A 19,305-nucleotide genomic window follows, 5' to 3' on the forward strand; every position below is an offset into this window, starting at 1 on the left:
TCATGACCATCCACAACACCGACGTCGGCGCTGCCCTCGCCACCGGGGTGTCCCCTCGCGTGCAGGCGCTCGTGGCCGAGATGACCCTCGACGAGAAGCTCGCGCAGCTGGTCGGCTACTGGGTCGACCAGGGCGATGAGGTCGTCGCCCCGCTCTCGGGCGAGAAGGTCACCACCACCGCCTATGCGGATGCCACCGTGCACGGCCTCGGCCACCTCACCCGCGTCTACGGCACCCGGCCGGTCGACCCGGTCGAGCGCGCCGAGTGGCTCTGGGGCGAGCAGCGACGGCTCCAGACCGAGACGCGCCTGGGCATCCCCGCCCTCGTGCACGAGGAATGCCTCACGGGTTTCGCGGCCTGGCAGGCGGCGACCTTCCCGACGCCCCTCGCCTGGGGCGCGTCGTTCGATCCGGATGCCGTCGAGCTCATGGCATCCGCCATCGGTCGCTCGATGCGCGAGGTCGGGGTGCACCAGGGCCTCTCGCCCGTGCTCGACGTGGTGCGCGACGCCCGGTGGGGACGCGTCGACGAGTGCATCGCCGAAGACCCGTACGTGGTCGGCACGATCGGCACGGCCTACGTGCGCGGACTTCAAGACTCGGGGGTGCACGCCACGCTGAAGCACTTCGCGGGGTACTCCGCCTCGCGCGCCGGGCGCAATCACGCGCCCGTGTCGGCCGGACGCCGCGAGCTGCAGGACGTGTTCCTGCCGCCGTTCGAGATGGCCGTGCGCGACGGCGGCGCACGCAGCGTCATGAACTCGTACACCGAGATCGACGGGGTGCCGGTGGCCTCTTCGCACGAGCTGCTGACCGACCTCCTGCGCCGGCAGTGGGGCTTCGACGGCACCGTCGTGTCGGACTACTTCGCGGTGGAGTTCCTCCGCTCGATGCACGGGATCGCCGCCGACCGCGGCGAGGCGGCGCACCTCGCGCTCGAGGCGGGCATCGACGTCGAGCTCCCCGGCCCCGACGCTTATCCGTTCCTGGCCGAGCGGGTGGCATCCGGCGCTCTTCCCGAAGCCGTCGTCGACCGCGCCGTCGCGCGCGTGCTCGCCGAGAAGGAGGACCTCGGGCTGCTGGATGCCGACTTCTCCACGCCCCCGCAGCACATCGACCTCGATGACGCCGGGCACCGCGCCCTCGCGCGTCGACTCGCCGAGGAATCGGCCGTGCTGCTGCGAAACGACGGCGTCCTCCCCCTCGCCGGCGGAACGCGGATCGCCGTGATCGGACCGAACGGCGACAGCGCCGAGGCCTTGATGGGCTGCTATTCGTTCGCCAACCACGTGCTCGCGCACCACCCCGGAACCCCGATGGGCTTCGAGATCCCGACGGTCCGCGAGGCCCTCGCCGAGCGATTCGGCGAGGTCACGTACACCCGCGGGTGCGAGGTGGGGGGGACGGACCTCTCGGGTCTGGAGGCCGCGGAGGCCGCCGCGCGCGACGCCGAGGTCGCGATCGTCGTCGTCGGCGACCGCTCCGGACTCTTCGGCCGTGGAACGGTCGGCGAGGGCAACGACGCCGACTCCCTCGAGCTGCCCGGCGTGCAGCGACAGCTCGTCGAGGCGGTCGTCGCGACCGGCACCCCGGTCGTGCTCGTGCTGCTGACCGGGCGGCCCTACGCCCTGGGCTGGGCGCTCGACACCCCCACGGGACCGGCTGCGGTGCTGCAGGCGTTCTTCCCCGGCGAGGAGGGCGGGCCCGCGCTGGCCGCGCTGCTGGCGGGAGACGCCACCCCCTCGGGACGCCTGCCCGTCTCGCTCCCCCGTTCCGCCGGAGCGCAGCCCTACTCCTACCTCCACCCCCTGCTGGGTGGACCGTCGGGCGTCACGAGCACCGACCCCACCCCCGTGCGCCCGTTCGGATTCGGGCTGTCGTACACGACGTTCCGCCGCGAGGGTCTGGCGGTCGACGGAGTGTCGTCGGGGGCGGATGTCACGGCATCCGGAACCGCCGAGGTGCGCGCCGGCGACGCGTTCACCGTGGCGGCCCGCGTGACCAACACCGGAGCCGTGCGCGGCGCCGACGTCGTGCAGGTCTACGCCCACCGGGCAGTCGCGAGCGTCACGCGCCCCGTCGCGCAGCTGGTGGCGTACGCGCGGGTCGAGCTCGAACCGGGCGAGAGCGCCGACGTGCGCTTCACCGTGCCCGCCTCGCGCCTCGCCTACAGCGACCGGGCGATGCGCCGGGTCGTGGAGCCCGGCGACGTCGAACTGCGATTGGGGCCATCGTGCGCCGAGGTCGACGACTCGGTCGCGGTGCGCCTGACCGGCGCGACCTACGAGCTGTCGGGCGACGACGCCCGCGTGGTCGACGTGGAGGTGCGGCGGCGCTGAGGTGTCGCCGTGTTCGCGAGACGGCATCTCGCTGACGGATCGGTTGCAGCGTGCAGCCGCGATGTCAGCGAGATGCAGTCTCGTGGGGGCAGGGCCCGTCCGCCGCGTTGGTGTCGCACGTTGGCGTTAGCGTTGACCCACGCCATCGACGCCGCGAGAGGACCGGATGACGCTGCACGACGAGACCACGCCCCCGGATGCCGCTGCGCTCGCGCACCCCGTTTCGGGCGGGGCCGCCGCGGGCTCACGCCACGACCACGCCGTCGGCAACCTCGCTTCGCGCGTCTACCCCGACGGGGACGACGCCCGGGCCGACCCGTGGTCGATCGACCTCGAGCGCATCCAGTTCTCGCCGTACTTCTCGCGGCTCTCGGCCGTGACGCAGGTCGTCTCGCCGTCGATGGGCGGGGCGCCGGTGCACAACCGTCTCACCCACACGCTCAAGGTCAGCGCGATCGCCCGCGTCGTCGCCCTGCAGTTGAATACTCGCTCGCGCCAGGCCGGCGAGGGTGACGTCTGCAACGCCACCGTCGTCGAGGCCGCGGCCTACGCGCACGACCTCGGCCACCCGCCGTTCGGCCATCTCGGCGAGACCACCCTCGACCGGCTCGCCCGCGACGAGCTGGGCCTCGCCGACGGGTTCGAGGGCAACGCGCAGACCTACCGCATCCTCACCGCTCTCGACGTCGTCGAGAATGCCCCGCGCGGACTCAATCTCACCGCCGCCGTCCGCGCCGCCTCGGCCAAGTACCCGTGGGCTCCGTCGGTCGGCGCGGCCGACATCGAGCGGATCGGCCCGCCCCGCGGCATCCGTCGCTCCCCTGACGGCGCGTACCGCGTGCACAAGTACTCCGCGTACGACATCGACCTCGACGACCTCGCCGAAGCGCGTCAGGGCGTCGATGCCGAGCCGCTGCGCCAGAGCATCGAGGGCGCGGTCATGGACCTCGCCGACGACATCGCGTACTCGGTGCACGACGTCGACGACTTCTACCGCGCCGGCATCCTCGACCATGCCCCGATCGCCGCGGAGTTCCGCGGCTGGCTCGACGACGTGCTCGAGTGGCGCGAGCGCGACGATGCCGAGGTGCGCGCCGAGCTCGCCCCCGGCGCCGGTCTCGAGCGCCTGCGCCGCAAGATGCGCCGCGACGACCCCTGGATCGCCGACGACGAAGCCTTCCTCGCCGCGGTGAGCGACGTGGATGCCGAGATGGTCACCGACCTGCTCGCGCGACCGTTCGACGGGTCGCTGACGGCCGAGCGCCGGCTTGCCGGGTTCACGGATCGCTGGATCCGCCGGTTCCAGGAGTCGGCGCGCCTGCGCCCCCTCGACACCCCGCGCGCCGGGCCCGTCGTGCTCTCGCCGTGGGCCTGGCACCACGTCGAGGTGTTGAAGTTCGTGCACAAGCGGTTCGTGCTCAGCCGCCCCGACCTGGCGATCCAGCAGCGCGGCATGAGCCGCATCCTCGCCCGATCGGTGCGCGCGCTCGGCGAGTGGCTCGACGACGACCTCGACCGGGCTCGCACTCCGCGGCGCCTGCGCGAGCTCATCGCGCTGGCCCGCGAGCAGTACGCGCAGCTGCCCGCCGAGCGCCGCCCGACGGATGCCGAGGCCGAGACCCTCGCGCGCTCGCGCGGCATCGTCGACTACGTCGCCTCGCTGACCGACGCACAGGCCTTCGCCCTGTCGGAGGCGATCTCGGGTCGCGCCGACCGCCTCTGGGCGCTGGGGCAGCGGCTGTGACCGAGATGCACGCGGAGAATGTGCTCTTCGACCGACCACTGCATGTGCACTACGGCTTCATCTGGCTGCATCCCGAGGAACGCTTCGGTGAAATCGTTTCGGGCAGCCCGTTCGCCGGACAGGAGAACGGGCTCTGCGGCGCAGCGATTCCGGGGCTCCTGGATCTGCGGACGGGGCTGCACACCGGCGCCGTTTCCGTACGCGTCGTGCTGGTCGACAGCGAGCCCCCGCTCAGCGAAGCAGAGGACATCGTCGAGGTGTCCTTCCGCCCCGATCGGTCAAACCTCTGGTTCGGGGGTTTCGACGACGGCGACGAGATCACGCTCCCGGTCATGTCGTACCGTGCACGGTGGTCGGCGACCGCGATGGATGCCGGCCATGATGCCGACACCGTCCTGGAGGATGAGACCGCACCCGACCGCTACGAACTCTGCTTCTGGCCGGATGCCGACACTCGCCCCGACCAGATTGTGCGGCTCGGGAGCAAGACCGCCGCGTACTGGCACAGCACGACGACGACCACCGACGACCCCGAAAGCTGACAGCACCTGCAATCGCAGATCGCGCCGACCAGCTCGGGGCCGTGGTCAGCGTGGAACTCAGGGGATGAGGCGTGCCGCGCGGTACCGCTCGAAAAGCTTCGTGAACGAATCGCGCGTGCGGTGATGCTCGGAGAAGCCCGCGAGGCGGCTCTTCGACATGTCGGTCATGACCTCGATGTCGCGCCCGAGATCGGCATCGGTGTGCCACCACGAGGCGACGCGCGTGATGTCGGGCTCGACGAGTCCGTGCTGTTCGACGATCTCGGCCCACACCGGCGCCGCATCGACCATCTGCTGCTCGAACGGTCGCGGGGCGGTGTCGAATCCCTCCGCCTCGACGCCGAGGTCTGCCGCGATGCGCGGCCACATCCAGCGCCACCGGAAGACGTCGCCGTTCGCGGTGTTGAACGCCTCATCCGCGCCCTCGGGGTGCGTGGCCGCCCAGACCATCTGGCTCGCCAGCAGGTCGGCGTCGGTCACATCGGTGAGGCCGTTCCACTGGGTCTCGCTGCCCGGGAAGACGAGCGGCCGGCCCGTGTGTCGACTGATCGCAGCGGCGACGGCGATCGTGAGCCCCATGTTCATCGCGTTGCCGACGGCATGGCCGAGAACCGTGTGCGAACGGTGGACCGACCACGTGAAGCCCTGACGGCGGGCGGCGGCGAACAGCTCGTCCTCCTGCGCGTAGTAGAAGTTGTCGACGTCGAGTCGCGGCTCGTCCTCGTGGAACGGGGTGTCGGGCATCGCGCCCTGGCCGTACGCCTCGAAGGGCCCGAGGTAGTGCTTGAGCCCGGTCATCAGGGCGACGTGACGCACCGGTGCGTCCGAGAGCGCCGCGAGCAGATCACGGACCATGCCGCCGTTGACGGCGATGTTCTCGGCCTCGGTGTCCTGCCGCGACCACGCCGTGAAGAACACGTGCGTGACGGGCAGGTCGCCCAGCGCCGCGCGCAGCGACTCGGGCGAGCGCAGGTCGGCCGACCGCCAGCCGACACCCGGACGCTCCGCACCCGGCCGACGGGAAAGGCCGGTCACCGCCCATCCCTGGTCGGACAGTCGGTCGATCAGCGCGCCGCCGGCGATACCGGTGGCGCCGACCACGAGGGCGTGTGCGGATTCAGTCAAAACGGGGGTTCCCATCGATCGAGGTGAACGAACGGCAACCGTGCCAGGTCGAAGGGTATTCCGCGGCCGGATTTCCGCCCGGTGCCGGCGACAGGTTCTTCGATTCACCGGATGCCACGGCATCCATGTCCCGAAAAGTGCGGGCTGAACATCCCGCAAACCGCACAATCTGGGACACACCCCGACCGAAAGGGGGACACGCACCCCAGCACCGGATGCCACGGCATCCATGTCCCGAAAAGTGCGGGCTGAACACCCCACACGCCGCACAATCTGGGACACACCCCGACCGAAAGGGGGACACGCACCACAGCACCGGATGCAGCAGCACCCATGTCCCACAAAGTGCGGGCTGAACACCCCGCAAACCGCACGATCTGGGACACACCCCGACCGAAAGGGGGACACGCATCCCTCCACCGGATGCCATGGCATCCGCGTCCCGAGTGATGCAGGCCGGGTGACCACACGAAAACGTGCCCCGGACCCTCGGCGGCCCACCGCCGCGCGGGTCCGGGGCACGATCCGCTCGTCGAGGCGATAGGGAGGCCTCGTCGGGCGGCAGCGCGTCTCGAGAGAGCGGGACGCGCGCGTACCGCGTCACCCCGGGGCAGTGCGGCTCCCGGGGCGACGGGTCTTACAGGCCCTGGGCCAGGCGGTAGTACGCCTGGTTCCAGCGCAGTTCACTCTGAAAACCGCGGACCGTGGTGTCGTCGTCGATCACGACGAGCTCGGTCTTGGCGATCTCCGCGAAGTCGCGGAACACCTCGATGCCCACGGCCGTCGTCATGACGGTGTGGTGGGCGGCACCGGCGGCGAGCCAGCAGCCGGCCGAGGTCGCGAAGTCGGGGGCGGGCTTCCACACGGCGCGGCCGACGGGGAGCTTCGGCAGGTCGGGCGCGTCGACGTTCTCGACGACGTTGGCCACCAGGCGGAAGCGGTCGCGCATGTCGCTCATCGCGACGACCAGCGCGGGGCCCGCGTCGGCGGTGAAGACCAGGCGCACCGGGTCGTCCTTGCCGCCGATGCCGAGCTCGTGGATCTCGAGGCGCGGCTTCTTCGTCGTCAGCGAGGGCGAGACCTCGAGCATGTGCGCCCCGAGGATCCGCTCATTGCCGGGGACGAGGTCGTAGGTGTAGTCCTCCATGAGCGAGGCGCCGCCGGGCAGGCCCGCGCCCATGACGTTGGCGACGCGCACGAGGATCGCGGTCTTCCAGTCGCCCTCGGCGCCGAAGCCGTAGCCCTCGGCCATCAGGCGCTGCACCGCGAGACCGGGCAGCTGCTTCAGCGCGCCGAGGTCTTCGAACGAGGTGGTGAAGGCGCCGAAGCCGCCCTCCTCAAGGAACGAACGCAGGCCCAGCTCGATCGCCGCGCCGTCGCGCAGCGACTGGTGACGTGCGCCGCCGGGGAGCAGGTCGTCGACCACGTCGTAGCTGTCGACGTACTCCTGCACGAGGGCGTCGATGTCGGCATCCGATGCCTTCTCCACAGCCTCGACCAGCTCGTTCACGCCCCAGGTGTTGACCTGCACGCCGAAGCGCAGCTCGGCCTCGGTCTTGTCGCCCTCGGTGACGGCGACGTAGCGCATGTTGTCGCCGAAGCGCGCGAGCTTGAGGGTACGGGCGGCGGTCCAGCCGGCGGCAGCGCGCTCCCAGTCCTCGATCTGCTGGCGCACGACCGGGTTCGACACGTGGCCGACGACCGTCTTGCGAGAGACGCCGAGGCGCGTCTGGATGTACCCGAACTCGCGGTCGCCGTGGGCGGCCTGGTTGAGGTTCATGAAGTCGAAGTCGATGTCGTTCCACGGCAGCTCGACATTGGCCTGCGTGTGCAGGTGCAGCAGCGGCTTCTGCAGGGCGTCGAGGCCGGCGATCCACATCTTCGCGGGGCTGAAGGTGTGCATCCACGCGATGACGCCGATGACGTCGTCGCGACCGTTGATCTCGAGCGCCATGCGGCGGATGCTGTCGGAGTCTTTCAGCACGGGCTTCCAGACGACCTTCACCGGCAGGCCGTTGAGGCCCTCGACGACGGCCTGCGACTGTTCGGCGACCTGCGTGAGCGTCTCTTCGCCGTAGAGGTTCTGGCTTCCGGTGACGAACCAGACCTCGTAGCCGTCGAGGTCGTTCTTGAGGGGAGTGCGGGTCATGACTGTTCCTTTTCGGGTGATCAGAGGGATGCCACGGCGGCGGCCTCGACGGCGAGGCCTGCGCGGTAACGGTCGAGGTAGGTCGAGAAGCCGGCGACGTTGGCGGGCTCGGGGACGGCGGTGACGATCGGGGCGGTGGCGAACACCGTCTCGCGCAGCCACGTGTCGAGGTCGCGGCCGGAGTCGTCGGCGACGTACGCCGCGAGCACGGCCATGCCCCACGCCCCGCCCTCCGACGCCGTCTCGGCGACCGCGACGGGGGCGTCGAGGGCGGCGGCGAGGAAGCGCTGGGCGACGCCGGCCGTGCGGAACATGCCGCCGTGCGCGTACATCTCGTCGAGCTGAACGCCCTCACCGTGGAGCACGTCCATGCCGAGCGCGAGGGTGCCGAACACGCCGTAGAGCTGCGCGCGCATGAAGTTCGGCAGCGTCAGACGACTGTCAGGGGTGCGCACGACGAGCGGTCGGCCCTCGTCGAGACCCGCGATGGGCTCGCCCGCGAGGTGGTTGTAGGCGAGCAGTCCGCCGGCGTCGGCCTCGCCGTTGAGCGCCGCGTCGAACAGCGCCGCGTAGGTGGCATCCGGGGTCACCGGGGTGCCGGCTGCGGCGGCGAACGCGGTGAACATGTTCGCCCACGCGGCCAGCTCGCTCGCGCCGTTGTTGCAGTGCACCATCGCGACCGCGTCTCCCGCGGGGGTCGTGACGAGGTCGAGCTCGTGGTGCACCTCGGTGAGCGGGCGTTCGAGCACGACCATCGCGAAGATGCTCGTGCCGGCGCTGACGTTTCCGGTGCGGGGAGCCACGGCGCAGGTCGCGACCATGCCGGTACCCGCGTCGCCCTCGGGAGGAGCGAACGGGATGCCGGGGCGGAGGGTCCCGCTCGGGTCGAGCAGCGTCGCGCCCTCGTCCGTCAGCGCGCCGGCGGCGGTGCCGGCCACGAGCACGCGAGGCAGCAGGTCGTTCAGCGCGGGCACACGGCCCGCGGCGAGCGCGTCGTAGCGCGCGACGAGCTCGGCGTCGTAGTCACGGGTGGCGGAGTCGATGGGGAACATGCCCGAGGCGTCGCCGACGCCCAGCACCTTCTCGCCGGTGAGCTCCCGGTGCACGTACCCGGCGAGGGTGGTGAGGAAGCGGATCTCGGGCACGTGGGGCTCGGCGTCGACGACGGCCTGGTGCAGGTGCGCGATCGACCAGCGGAGCGGAATGTTCACGCCCAGCAGCTCGGTGAGCTCGGACGCGGCGACACCGGTGTTGGTGTTGCGCCACGTGCGGAAGGGCGCGAGCAGCTCGCCGTCGCCATCGAAGGCGAGGTAGCCGTGCATCATCGCCGAGACGCCCATCGCGGCGTAGCGCTCGGGGGTGACGCCGAAGCGCTGCTGCACGTCGGCGACCAGCGCGGCGTACGCTGCCTGCAGGCCCGACCACACGGCATCCAGCGAGTAAGTCCAGAGCTTGTCGGCATAGACGTTCTCCCACTCGTGGGAGCCGGTGGCGAGCACCTCGGCCTCGGGGCCGATCAGGCACGCCTTGATGCGGGTCGAGCCGAGCTCGATGCCGAGGCTGGCGCGGCCTTCTTTGAGCAGCGCGGTGGTGTGGGCGGTCATCGGCGGTCGTCCGTGCTCTGTCCGTAGACGTTCTGGTAGCGGTTGTAGAGGGCGTCGATCTTGTCCTGCGGGATCGGGATGAGCGGACCCGCCTCGCGCGCGATGTGCACGGTGCGGGCGACGTCTTCGAGCATGACGGCGGCCTTCACGGCGTCCTTCGCGTTCGTGCCGATCGTGAAGGGTCCGTGGTTCTGCATGATCACGCCGCGCGAGCGGTGGCCGCGCAGGGTCTCGACGATGCCGCGGCCGATCGAGTCGTCGCCGATGATCGCGAAGGGACCGACGGGAATCGGGCCGCCGAACTCGTCGGCCATCGCGGTGATGACGCACGGGATCTCTTCGCCGCGAGCGGCCCAGGCGACGCCGTAGGTCGAGTGGGTGTGCACGACCCCGCCGACCTCGGGCATGTGGCGGTAGACGTAGGCGTGCGCCGCGGTGTCGCTCGAGGGGCTGCCCTCGGAGCCGGGGGTGCCGGGGATCGCGTTGCCGTCGAGGTCGCAGAGGATCATGTTCTCGGGAGCCAGGTCGTCGTACGAGACGCCCGAGGGCTTGATGACGAACAGGTCGGCGCCGGGAACGCGGCCCGAGACGTTGCCGCCGGTCCAGACGATGAGGTTGTAGCGCACGAGCTCGGCGTGCAGTTTCGCGACGTCGGCGCGGACGGCGTCGATCGCCTCCTGCACCTCGGGTGCGAACGGGGCGGCAGCGGACACGCGTGTCTCCTTCGACGGGGTCGGGTGGGGCCGGGTTTGATGTTACCGGTAACATCGCGTCTTCGCGAGAGGCGGATGCCGGTGGCCGGGCGTACCGGCGAGCACCGGGCAGCGACGTCTGTGCGGAACTCCGGAGATCTGCGCCGCCGGTTCGGGTCGACCGCTGACTTCGCAGGGCTGCGGCAGCCGCGCCGGCGCGTTCTTCCGGAGTTCGGCCCCTCAGCGCGGCGGGGCCGTCGAGGCGCGCACCACCAGCACCGGTTCGGCCGGGGGCGCCGAGGCGTCGCCCAGCACGGCCGCGACCGCGTGCGCGGCCTCGCCCTCGACGTCGAGGCGCACAGTGGTGAGCGCGGGGGTGTAGAACGCGGCATCCGGATTGTCGTCGAATCCCGCGATCGAGACGTCGGCCGGCACCGTGAGACCTCGGGCGGTGAGCCCCCCGATGAGCCCGAGGGCCATCTGGTCGTTCGCGACGGCGACGGCCGTGACCCCCTCGCGCACTCGAGCGGCGACGGCGTCGGAGAGCGCGAAGCCGGATGCCGCGCTCCAGTCCCCCTCCGCGCGATCGACCAGCTCGAGGTCGAGGCGGGCGACGGCATCCGCGACCCCCGCCGTGCGTGCGAGGGATTCGCGCCAGTCGGACGGGCCGGCGACCTCGATGATCCGACGGTGTCCGAGGTCGGCGAGGTGGCCCACGACGAGCGCGGCCGCATCGCGCTGGCGGGCCCCGGACTCGCCGTACAGCGGCACGATCGGCACGTCGAACCCGTGCAGGGCCGTGGCGCCGTGGGCGGCGACCAGCACGATCCCATCGACTCCCTGATCCAGCAGGTGGCGCACCGCGGCGTCGATGTCGGCCGGGTCGTCGGAGTCGGTGTACGCGGTGGAGATCCACCGGCCCCGCGCCCGCGCGGCCCGTTCGAGGGCGGCGATGCCGGCGGCGGGCCCGTGCAGGACGGCGTCGGATGCCACGACCCCGACCGTGCGCGTGAGGCTCGTGCCCAACGCGCGAGCGGCGTTGTTGACGCGGTAGTCGAGGGCGGCGACCGCGTCGAGAACCCGCTCGCGGGTCGCATCGCGGATGCCCGGATAACCGTTCAGCACACGCGAGACGGTCTGCGTCGAGACGCCCGCCGCGACGGCGACCTCGCGAACGCCGATGCGCTTGCCCCCGACCTCGCCGCTCATGGTGACTCACAGTAGTGGCGGATGCGGTCCGTCCCGTGCGACGGCGGAGCGGACGAACGACGCAGTCCGGGCGACAGCCGACCGATGGGCGGTGCCTCCGAGGCGCCATATGACCGAGCGACCGGGGCTGTTCCCGCTGCTGCACGGACGCCGTCACGGCCGCCCCCACCCCCGCTCAACGACAGGGAAGGAGCGCTCCCGTGAGGAATCCGTCGACGCCCCCCTTACAAGACGCCGACGGACCCGCCTCTACTTTGGCCTATGGGTGCGCTTTGTGACTACTCCGCCGCGCGCAGAGCCGCGACGACGTCGTACCGCTCGCGGATCTCGGGGCGATGGTCGGGTGCCACAGCACGCGTCGTCGCGACGGTCCAGTCGACGGGAGCGCCCGCGAGCACCCCGGCCGCCTGGCGCGCCGCGCCCAGCGCGACGTACTCACCCGCGGCCGGAACGACGATCTCGGCGTCGAACACCTGCGCGGCGATGCGGGCCACACCCTCGTTCGCGGCGGCACCGCCGATGAGAAGCACGCGGCGCACCTCGACACCCTGCGCCTGGATCGCTTCGAGCCCGACGGCGAGGCCGCTCAGCATGCCCTCGATCGCGGCGCGCGCGAGGGTCGGACGGTTCGTGGATGCCAGGGTCAAACCGGTCAGCGAGGCCTGCGCGTGCGGGAGGTTGGGGGTGCGTTCGCCCTCGAACCACGGCACGAGCACCACGCCGTCGGCGCCGGGCTCGGCCTCGAGGGCCAGGGCGCCGAGCTCGTCGTGCGAGACGCCGAGGAGTCCCGCGAAGGCGTCGAGCACCCGCGCGGCGTTCAGGGTGGCGACCAGCGGCAGGAAGCGTCCCGTGGCGTCGGCGAAGCCGGCCACCGTGCCCGTCGTGTCGCGGGTGGGTGCGTCGGCGACGGCGAACACCGTGCCCGAGGTGCCGAGCGAGACGACGACGTCGCCCACGCCCGCGCCGAGGCCGAGGGCCGCTCCCGCGTTGTCTCCCGCGCCGGGGCCGACGAGGGCGCCGCCGGGTAGCGTCCCGGCGCTCTCCCACGGGCCGAGCACGCGCGGCAGCACGGCGTCGTGCCCGAGGGCGCGGCGGAACAGGTCGAGGTCGTAGCCGTCTGCGCCCCAGTACGCGGTGCCCGAGGCGTCGGACCGGTCGGTGACGAGCTCTTCGAGTACGGCGTTGCCCGGTCCGAACCCGCGCAGACGCCAGGTGAGCCAGTCGTGGGGCAGGGCGACGGCGGCGACGCGGGCGGCGTTGCCGGGCTCGGCATCGCGCAACCAACGGAGCTTGGTGGCGGTGAAGGAGGCGACCGGCACGACTCCCGTCCGCTCGGCGTAGGCCTCGGCGCCGACCTCGTCGATGAGATCGCGCGCGGCCTGAGCCGACCGGGTGTCGTTCCAGAGCAGGGCGTCGCGGATGACGGCGCCCTCGGCGTCGAGCACGACCATGCCGTGCTGCTGCCCCGCGATCGACACCGCGGCGACGTCGTCGAGACCGCCGGCCTGGGCGATGGCATCCTGAAGCGCGCTCCACCAGGCTTCGGGATCGACCGACGTGCCGGCGGGGTGCGACGCGCGCCCCTCGCGCACGACCTTCCCCGTCTCGGCGTCGACGACGACGACCTTGCACGACTGCGTCGACGAGTCGACTCCCATGACGAGCGCCATGCTCACTCCTCTTGTTCTCGCCGCAGCAGCGCGGCATCCCGTTCAGTGTCCACGACACACCGTCTCGCACGAGCGCGGTGCGGCATGTCTTGGACACTCGACGGAAAGAGGGCCCGGATGCCACGGCATCCGGACCCCTTCCGACTCAGCGTGCGCCGAGCAGGTGCTCGGTGGCGAGCTGCTGCAGGCGCACGAAGCCGAAGCCCTTGCCGCCGAGGTAGGCGTCGGTGTCGAAGTCCTCGTAGGCCGAGCGGTCGGCGAGGAAGTCGTCGTAGGTCTCGCCCTCGTTGAGCGTGGGCTGGGCGAGCTCGGCGACCTTGGCGGCCTCCAGCGCCTCCTGCACCTCGGGGTCGGCGCGGAAGGCCGCGGCGCGCTCCTTGAGCAGCAGGTAGGTGTTCATGTTGGCCGAGACCGAGTCCCAGACGCCGGTCTCGTCTTCGGTGCGCGAGGGCTTGTAGTCGAAGTGACGGGGGCCGTCGTAGGCGGGCACGCCGCCGGGGCCGCCGTTCTCGAGCAGGTCGACGAGGGCGAACGCGTTGTGCAGGTCGCCGTGTCCGAATACGAGGTCCTGGTCGTATTTGATGCCGCGCTGACCGTTGAGGTCGATGTGGAAGAGCTTGCCGTGGTACAGCGCCTGGGCGATGCCGGCGGCGAAGTTGAGGCCCGCCATCTGCTCGTGGCCGACCTCGGGGTTCAGGCCCACCAGCTCGGGGCGCTCGAGCGAGTCGATGAACGCGATCGCGTGGCCGAGCGTCGGCAGCAGGATGTCGCCGCGCGGCTCGTTGGGCTTGGGCTCGATCGCGAAGCGGATGTCGTAGCCCTTGTCGGTGACGTAGTCGCCGAGCAGGTTGACGGCCTCGCGGTAGCGCTCGAGCGCCTGGCGGATGTCCTTCGCGGAGTCGTACTCGGCGCCCTCGCGGCCGCCCCACATGACGAAGGTCTTGGCGCCGAGCTCGGCGGCGAGGTCGAGGTTGCGCAGCACCTTGCGCAGCGCGAAACGACGCACCTGACGGTCGTTCGAGGTGAAGCCGCCGTCCTTGAAGACGGGGGCCGAGAAGAGGTTGGTGGTCACCATCGGCGTGATGATGCCGGTGTCCTTCATCGCGCCCTTGAGGCGGTCGATCTGCTTCTGACGCTCGGCGTCGGTCGAACCGAAAGCGAAGAGGTCGTCGTCGTGGAAGGTCAGGCCGTAGGCGCCGAGCTCGGCGAGCTTCTCGACGGCGTGGACGACGTCGAGGGGCTCACGCGTGGGGCCGCCGAAGGGGTCGGTGCCGTTGTAGCCGACGGTCCAGAGACCGAACGAGAACTTGTCGTCGCGGGTGGGGGTGGGCATTCCTGCTCCTTCGCATGGACGCACGAGCGCGCGGTGGCGCGCAGCGGGTTTGTTGGTGCTCACAACATATATCCCGGATGCCGCGGCGTCCACCCCCCTGATCACATCGCCGACGGATACGGGGATATATAACGAAGGGGGGCTGCCATGGCACCCACCAGCGTCGACCTCGACCCACGACTCATCGAACGCGCGCGGATCCTCACCGGAGAACTCTCGAACCGCGCGGTCCTCGACCTCGCCCTCCGCCGTCTCATCGCTTCTCAGCAGAAGGACGCGATGATCGCCGGAATCGCCGGACTGACAGACCTCGAGGCCGGGCTCGACTCGCCTATCGCTCCGACGTCGTGACGGACTACCTCGTCGACAACTCGGTCTGGGCGCGCTTGGCCTCAGGCGACCCGGCCATCCGCGACCGCCTCGAACGCATCGCCCGATCCCCTTCCGACCTGTTCGTGACCTGCCCGCCGCAGGTGGTGGAGTTCTGCCACAGCGCCCGCTCGCCCGAGGAGCACGCGCACTACCTCGAGCAGATCTCGCGGGGATTCCCCCTCGAACGGGCACCGGACGAGACGCTCGCCGTCGGAATCCCGTCCGCACTCTGGAACGCCGGCCCGGTGCGTGCCACGGGCACCGTCGACATCCTGATCGCGGCGTACGCCATCGCGAACGACGCGACCGTCCTCAGCGCCGATCGCGACTTCGAACACATCGCCGCGGTAAGCGATCTGGCGTACGAATACGTCGCCCCGACGAACTGAGTCCCGCTCGGATCACCGGCGGAGCGCGGCGTCGACCACGTCGAAGACCTGCGGATCCCACGTCAGCGCGCGCTCCCACGGCAGACCGAACCCGTCGGCGAAGAAGATGCTGTGCACGTGGTCGGGGAAGGAGTGCCGATCGATGCGGGGAACGACGGCCGCCGGCACGTCGTCGGCCCGACCGCTTCGGAGCGAAACGAGCCCGTCGTGCGGCCAGAGCTGCGCCGGCTCGGTGGCGGCGGCGAAGTACCCCGCCCCGATCGCCGTGACCGCGACATCGTCGAGCACGCCCGCCTGCGCGTCGTTCCACGCGCGCAGGAACCGCCGCGACACCTGCTCGGCCGCCCCTTGCGAGTTCGCCGCGGCGTAAGCCCGCGCCTGATCGAGGATCGTCGTGGTGGCCGGGTCGCCGTGCGCGTCGGCATCCGTGATGTCGCCCGCGACGGCGTCACCGAGCACCGCGCCGTCCCAGGGCGTACCGAGGGTGACGAGGTGGTCCACCCGCGGTCCCGCCCCGGCCAGCTCGCGAATCGCGGCCCGCGAGAACAGGCCGCCCATGGAGTGCGCGACGAGATCGACGCTCGAAACGGCGCACTCCGCGGAGAGCCACCGGAGGAACGCGGCAAGCGCGACGCCCGCGTCGTCGACCGCGCCGACGGCGTTGATCGTCAGCTCGGCGGGCAGCAGGATCGGAACGTCGCCGAAGCCCTGCCACCCGGCATCCGCCTCGACCGTGCCCGCACCGATGCGGGCCGGAGCAGTGAAGACCTGCCGCCCGGACGCCCGGAAGTGATCGCGGAGGGCGGTGAGGGTGTTGCCCGCCGCGAGCCCCGACCCGGCACCGCGATCGGTGTCGGTGAACGGGGTGACGGCGGCGCCGCCGGAGACGAGAACGACGGCGTCGGCCACGGCAACTCCTCAGAGGGTCGGATGCCGCTCAGATTAGGGCACGGCTCCGACATCGCGGGGACACCCGCGCGCCTGGCTGAGGGAGGATCAGGCCGGGAGCGCGTCCTCGATCGCGGCGACGACCTCGGGGGCGTCGGGCAGCGTCCGCGGGCTGAAGCGGGTCACCCGGCCATCGGGGGCGACGACGAACTTCTCGAAGTTCCACGAGATGCGGCCGGTCTTGCCCTCGGCATCCGGAGTCGTCGTGAGCTCCTTGTAGAGCGGGTGCGCGCTGCGCCCGTTGATCTTCACCTTCTCCGACATCGGGAAGGTCACGCCCCACGTCGCCGAGCAGTACTCGGCGATCTTGTCCTCGTCGCTGAGCTCCTGCAGGAACTGGTTGCTGGGGAAGCCGATCACCGTGAAACCGCGGTCGGCGTACTTCTTGTGCAGCGCCTCGAGCGCCTCGTATTGCGGGGCGAGACCGCATCGTGAGGCGACGTTCACCACGAGGGCGGCCTTGCCGTCGGTCAGCTCGCCGAAGGTCGTCTGCTCGCCGCGGATGGTCGTGATGGGGATGCCGGAAAGGTCCATGCTCCGATCCTGGCACCGCGAGGTTGTGGTCGGGGTGGGAATCGCCCCGCCCGTGGCACAGTGGACGGATGGTCACCGCGGGAAGCCGGGGCGACGGCATGCGCCGCGCCAATCTGGCCCTCGTGCTGCGCACCGTGCACCGTGAGGGACCGCGCTCGCGCGCCGCGCTGACCGAGGCGACGGGCCTGAACCGCTCGACCATCGCCGACCTCGTGGGCGAATTACAGCGCTCAGGGCTCGTCGTCGAACGGGCGTCCGAGGCGCAGGGCCGCGTCGGTCGCCCCTCCCCCATCGTCGAGCCCGACCCGCGCGTCGTCGCGATCGCCGTGAACCCCGAGGTCGATGCGCTCGACGTCGGGGCGGTCGCCCTGGACGGGTCGATCGTCGCGCGCGAACGCCTCGATCAGTCGACGCTGCTCACGCCCGAACGCACGGCCGAGCTCGTTGGCATCCGCCTCGACTCCTGGCGCCGCGGGCCGCTCGCCGACTCCCGCCTCGTCGGCGTGGGGGTCGCCGTCCCCGGTCCGGTGCGCGCCTCCGACGGGCTCGTGCGCGAAGCTCCGCACCTCGACTGGACCGAGGCCGCCCTCGCCGGCCTGATGACGGATGCCACGGGCCTGCCCACCCATGTCGCCAACGACGCGGCGCTGGGCGCCGTGGCCGAGCACCTGTTCGGAGCCGCGCGCGGCGCGCACGACCTGGTCTACCTCAACGGAGGTGCGAGCGGCATCGGCGGGGCGGTCATCGTCGGCGGGATGCCGCTGGGCGGGGCGGGCGGCTACGCCGGGGAGTTCGGCCAGAACAGACCCGGGATCGCCGATCCCGCCGACCGGCGCGCACCCGAGGGCGTGCTCGAAGACGAGGTCAGCCGGTCGCTTCTGCTGCGCGCGCTCGGCATCGACGCCGCCGACGACGCGGCCCTCGCGGCGGCGCTGACCCGCAGTACCGACCCGACAGTGCGGGCCGAGACCGAGCGACAGCGCCGGATCCTCGCCACCGCCCTCGCCAACGCCGCGAACGTGATGAATCCCGCGGTCATCGTGCTGGGCGGGTTCCTCGCGATCCTCGGCGACCTCGACCTGGCCGGTCTCGACGCCGCGGTGCGCGCGCAGACGATTCCCGCCTGCGCGGAGGGTCTGCGGCTGGCCGCCGCCGAGCTCGGCGAGAACCGCCTGCTGGTGGGCGCGGCCGAGGCTGTGTTCGAGGCCGCGCTCTTCCCGGCGCGCTGAGCGCGAGAGTCTTCCAAACCTCGCGCCCGGCCCCGATGTCGGAGGTCCGGGGCAGGATGGGTGAGCGACGATGCGAGGAGAACCGATGATCGAGACACGTTCCGCCGGAACCACCTGGTCGGGCAACCATCAGTACCGTGCCCACGAGGTGCTGCTGCCCACCGGGCCCGACGAACTGGCCGAGGTCGTGGCATCCGCCGATCATCTGCGCGTGCAGGCGACCCGCCACACGTTCAACGACGTCGCCGACAGCGAGGCCACCCTCGTGTCTCTCGAGAAGATGCCCACGCGCATCGACATCTCCGGCGACCGGGTACGCGTCGAGGGGCTCCTGACCTTCGCCCAGCTGGCTCCCGTGCTCGAGGCCGAGGGTCGGGCGCTGCACAACCTCGGTTCACTCCCCCATATCTCCGTGGCCGGCGCGACGGCGACCGGCACCCATGGCTCGGGGGTAAGCAACGGCAATCTCTCGAGCGCCGTGACGGGTGTCGAGCTGATGGATGCCGAGGGCCGCACGCACCGCATCGACGAGGCCCACCCGTGGTTCGGCGCCGCCGCCCTCAGCATCGGCGCCCTAGGCGTGGTGACCGCCCTCGAGCTGCGCACCGAACCGACCTACGCCGTCACGCAGCAGGCGTACACCGGGGTCGCCTGGGCCGACATCATCGCCGACCCGATCGCCGTGCTCGGCGGCTCACGCAGCGTCAGCATCTTCACGACCTGGGGAGACCCCGCGCACGACCTGGTCTGGGCCAAGAGCGACACGGGATCACCGACGTGGGTCGAAGAGCTCGGCGGCACCGCCGTCGGCGACGACATCCATCTGGGCCGCATCCGCACCGTCGACAACACGACGCCGCGCGGAACCTCCGGCCCGTGGCACACGCGTCTGCCGCACTTCCGCGCCGACGCGCTCCCCAGCGACGGCGACGAGATCCAGTCGGAGTACTTCGTTCCGCTGACCTCGGCGACCGAGGCCCTCGCCGCCGTGCGCGAGATCGCCCCGGGCTTCGCCGAGCACCTGCTGGTGACCGAGCTGCGCACGGTCGCCGCCGACGAGCTGTGGCTGAGCCCCGCCTTTCAGCGAGACGTCCTCGCAATCCACTTCACGTGGCGCAACGACACCGCGGGGGTGCTGTCGGCCCTGCCGCACATCGAGTCCGCCCTCGCGCCGTTCGACGCGCGGCCGCACTGGGGCAAGGCGTTCACGATGCCCGGCGAGCGGATCCTCGCGACGCTGGCGCGCGCGCACGACTTCGACGCGGTCGCCCGCGAGGCCGACCCCCGCGGCGTCTTCCGCAACGCCTACCTGCGGCGCGTGTTCGGGGGCTGATCGGGCCGACCCCGGTCCCTGAGCCTGTCGAAGGGACCGGAACCCGCGTGCCGTCAACACCTCACCACGAGACGGCGTCGCCCACCGCGACGC

The 19,305-nt window shown here is 71.4% G+C and carries 16 protein-coding genes; 7 read left to right on the forward strand and 9 right to left on the reverse strand.

All coding sequences use genetic code 11. The features are described from left to right. The first annotated feature begins 2 nt into the window (after window positions 1-2). The 3 genes from M3667_RS12815 (at window position 3) to M3667_RS12825 (ending at window position 4,625) form a co-directional block, all read left to right on the forward strand. Window positions 3-2,339 carry a beta-glucosidase gene (locus M3667_RS12815; RefSeq protein ID WP_251508528.1) on the forward strand — a complete coding sequence of 779 codons (2,337 nt, stop codon included), beginning with the start codon at window positions 3-5 and terminating at the stop codon, window positions 2,337-2,339. A gap of 166 nt (window positions 2,340-2,505) precedes the next feature. Beyond that, a complete protein-coding gene (locus M3667_RS12820) occupies window positions 2,506-4,083 on the forward strand; it encodes a deoxyguanosinetriphosphate triphosphohydrolase family protein (RefSeq protein WP_251508530.1) in 1,578 nt (525 codons plus the stop codon). Continuing rightward, window positions 4,080-4,625, forward strand: coding sequence for a hypothetical protein (locus M3667_RS12825; RefSeq protein ID WP_251508532.1), 546 nt, complete (start codon window positions 4,080-4,082; stop codon window positions 4,623-4,625). Before M3667_RS12820 ends, M3667_RS12825 begins: the two co-directional genes overlap by 4 nt. A gap of 57 nt (window positions 4,626-4,682) precedes the next feature. On the opposite strand, the gene M3667_RS12830 is transcribed toward M3667_RS12825, so the two are convergent. From M3667_RS12830 to xylA, 7 genes are all read right to left on the reverse strand, one after another. Further along, on the reverse strand, window positions 4,683-5,765 hold the full coding sequence (locus M3667_RS12830) for an SDR family oxidoreductase (RefSeq protein WP_251508534.1): 1,083 nt from the start codon (window positions 5,763-5,765) through the stop codon (window positions 4,683-4,685). A gap of 622 nt (window positions 5,766-6,387) precedes the next feature. Then, entirely contained in the window at window positions 6,388-7,899 is a 1,512-nt protein-coding gene (gene araA / locus M3667_RS12835) for an L-arabinose isomerase (RefSeq protein ID WP_251508536.1), read from the reverse strand. A 20-nt stretch (window positions 7,900-7,919) separates the two neighbouring features. Beyond that, window positions 7,920-9,503, reverse strand: a complete 1,584-nt coding sequence (locus tag M3667_RS12840) for a xylulokinase (RefSeq protein ID WP_251508538.1) — start codon at window positions 9,501-9,503, stop codon at window positions 7,920-7,922. Further along, window positions 9,500-10,216, reverse strand: coding sequence for an L-ribulose-5-phosphate 4-epimerase (locus tag M3667_RS12845; protein WP_251508539.1), 717 nt, complete (start codon window positions 10,214-10,216; stop codon window positions 9,500-9,502). Before M3667_RS12845 ends, M3667_RS12840 begins: the two co-directional genes overlap by 4 nt. A 219-nt stretch (window positions 10,217-10,435) precedes the next feature. Continuing rightward, entirely contained in the window at window positions 10,436-11,404 is a 969-nt protein-coding gene (locus tag M3667_RS12850) for a LacI family DNA-binding transcriptional regulator (protein WP_251508541.1), read from the reverse strand. Between the two features lie 278 nt (window positions 11,405-11,682). Beyond that, window positions 11,683-13,074 carry a xylulokinase gene (gene xylB / locus M3667_RS12855; RefSeq protein WP_251508543.1) on the reverse strand — a complete coding sequence of 464 codons (1,392 nt, stop codon included), beginning with the start codon at window positions 13,072-13,074 and terminating at the stop codon, window positions 11,683-11,685. Between the two features lie 145 nt (window positions 13,075-13,219). Further along, window positions 13,220-14,407 (reverse strand): xylose isomerase, encoded by a 1,188-nt coding sequence (gene xylA, locus M3667_RS12860; protein ID WP_251508545.1) that lies wholly within the window; start codon window positions 14,405-14,407, stop codon window positions 13,220-13,222. 147 nt (window positions 14,408-14,554) lie between these two features. Here xylA and M3667_RS12865 point away from each other — a divergent pair, with 147 nt between their 5' ends. Both M3667_RS12865 and M3667_RS12870 read left to right on the forward strand, forming a co-directional pair. Beyond that, entirely contained in the window at window positions 14,555-14,758 is a 204-nt protein-coding gene (locus M3667_RS12865; RefSeq protein WP_251508547.1) for a type II toxin-antitoxin system VapB family antitoxin, read from the forward strand. Continuing rightward, window positions 14,755-15,168, forward strand: coding sequence for a PIN domain-containing protein (locus M3667_RS12870; RefSeq protein WP_251508549.1), 414 nt, complete (start codon window positions 14,755-14,757; stop codon window positions 15,166-15,168). The genes M3667_RS12865 and M3667_RS12870 overlap by 4 nt, the downstream gene beginning before the upstream one ends. 12 nt (window positions 15,169-15,180) lie before the next feature. Here the strand turns inward: M3667_RS12870 and M3667_RS12875 are convergent, their stop codons facing one another. After that, window positions 15,181-16,077, reverse strand: a complete 897-nt coding sequence (locus M3667_RS12875) for an alpha/beta hydrolase (protein ID WP_251508551.1) — start codon at window positions 16,075-16,077, stop codon at window positions 15,181-15,183. A gap of 87 nt (window positions 16,078-16,164) precedes the next feature. Further along, the gene (locus tag M3667_RS12880) at window positions 16,165-16,650 is read right to left on the reverse strand and encodes a glutathione peroxidase (RefSeq protein ID WP_056224130.1); all 486 of its coding nucleotides are present in this window, start codon (window positions 16,648-16,650) and stop codon (window positions 16,165-16,167) included. 68 nt (window positions 16,651-16,718) lie between these two features. On the opposite strand from M3667_RS12880, the gene M3667_RS12885 reads away from it, so the two are divergent. Both M3667_RS12885 and M3667_RS12890 read left to right on the forward strand, forming a co-directional pair. Next, window positions 16,719-17,879 (forward strand): ROK family transcriptional regulator, encoded by a 1,161-nt coding sequence (locus M3667_RS12885; RefSeq protein ID WP_251508553.1) that lies wholly within the window; start codon window positions 16,719-16,721, stop codon window positions 17,877-17,879. A gap of 85 nt (window positions 17,880-17,964) precedes the next feature. Continuing rightward, window positions 17,965-19,212 carry a D-arabinono-1,4-lactone oxidase gene (locus M3667_RS12890; RefSeq protein ID WP_251508555.1) on the forward strand — a complete coding sequence of 416 codons (1,248 nt, stop codon included), beginning with the start codon at window positions 17,965-17,967 and terminating at the stop codon, window positions 19,210-19,212. Window positions 19,213-19,305 lie beyond the last annotated feature (93 nt).

Source organism: Microbacterium sp. P26, from assembly GCF_023712585.1.
Classification (GTDB): Bacteria; Actinomycetota; Actinomycetes; order Actinomycetales; family Microbacteriaceae; genus Microbacterium; species Microbacterium algihabitans_A.

Coding starts and splice junctions, on each gene's coding strand:
- M3667_RS12850 (WP_251508541.1), bottom strand. CDS start 11,404: ATGAGCGGCGAGGTCGGGGGCAAGCGCATCGGCGTTCGCGAGGTCGCC.
- M3667_RS12820 (WP_251508530.1), top strand. CDS start 2,506: ATGACGCTGCACGACGAGACCACGCCCCCGGATGCCGCTGCGCTCGCG.
- xylB (WP_251508543.1), bottom strand. CDS start 13,074: ATGGCGCTCGTCATGGGAGTCGACTCGTCGACGCAGTCGTGCAAGGTC.
- M3667_RS12815 (WP_251508528.1), top strand. CDS start 3: ATGACCATCCACAACACCGACGTCGGCGCTGCCCTCGCCACCGGGGTG.
- M3667_RS12880 (WP_056224130.1), bottom strand. CDS start 16,650: ATGGACCTTTCCGGCATCCCCATCACGACCATCCGCGGCGAGCAGACG.
- araA (WP_251508536.1), bottom strand. CDS start 7,899: ATGACCCGCACTCCCCTCAAGAACGACCTCGACGGCTACGAGGTCTGG.
- M3667_RS12830 (WP_251508534.1), bottom strand. CDS start 5,765: ATGGGAACCCCCGTTTTGACTGAATCCGCACACGCCCTCGTGGTCGGC.
- M3667_RS12885 (WP_251508553.1), top strand. CDS start 16,719: ATGGTCACCGCGGGAAGCCGGGGCGACGGCATGCGCCGCGCCAATCTG.
- M3667_RS12890 (WP_251508555.1), top strand. CDS start 17,965: ATGATCGAGACACGTTCCGCCGGAACCACCTGGTCGGGCAACCATCAG.
- M3667_RS12840 (WP_251508538.1), bottom strand. CDS start 9,503: ATGACCGCCCACACCACCGCGCTGCTCAAAGAAGGCCGCGCCAGCCTC.
- xylA (WP_251508545.1), bottom strand. CDS start 14,407: ATGCCCACCCCCACCCGCGACGACAAGTTCTCGTTCGGTCTCTGGACC.
- M3667_RS12865 (WP_251508547.1), top strand. CDS start 14,555: ATGGCACCCACCAGCGTCGACCTCGACCCACGACTCATCGAACGCGCG.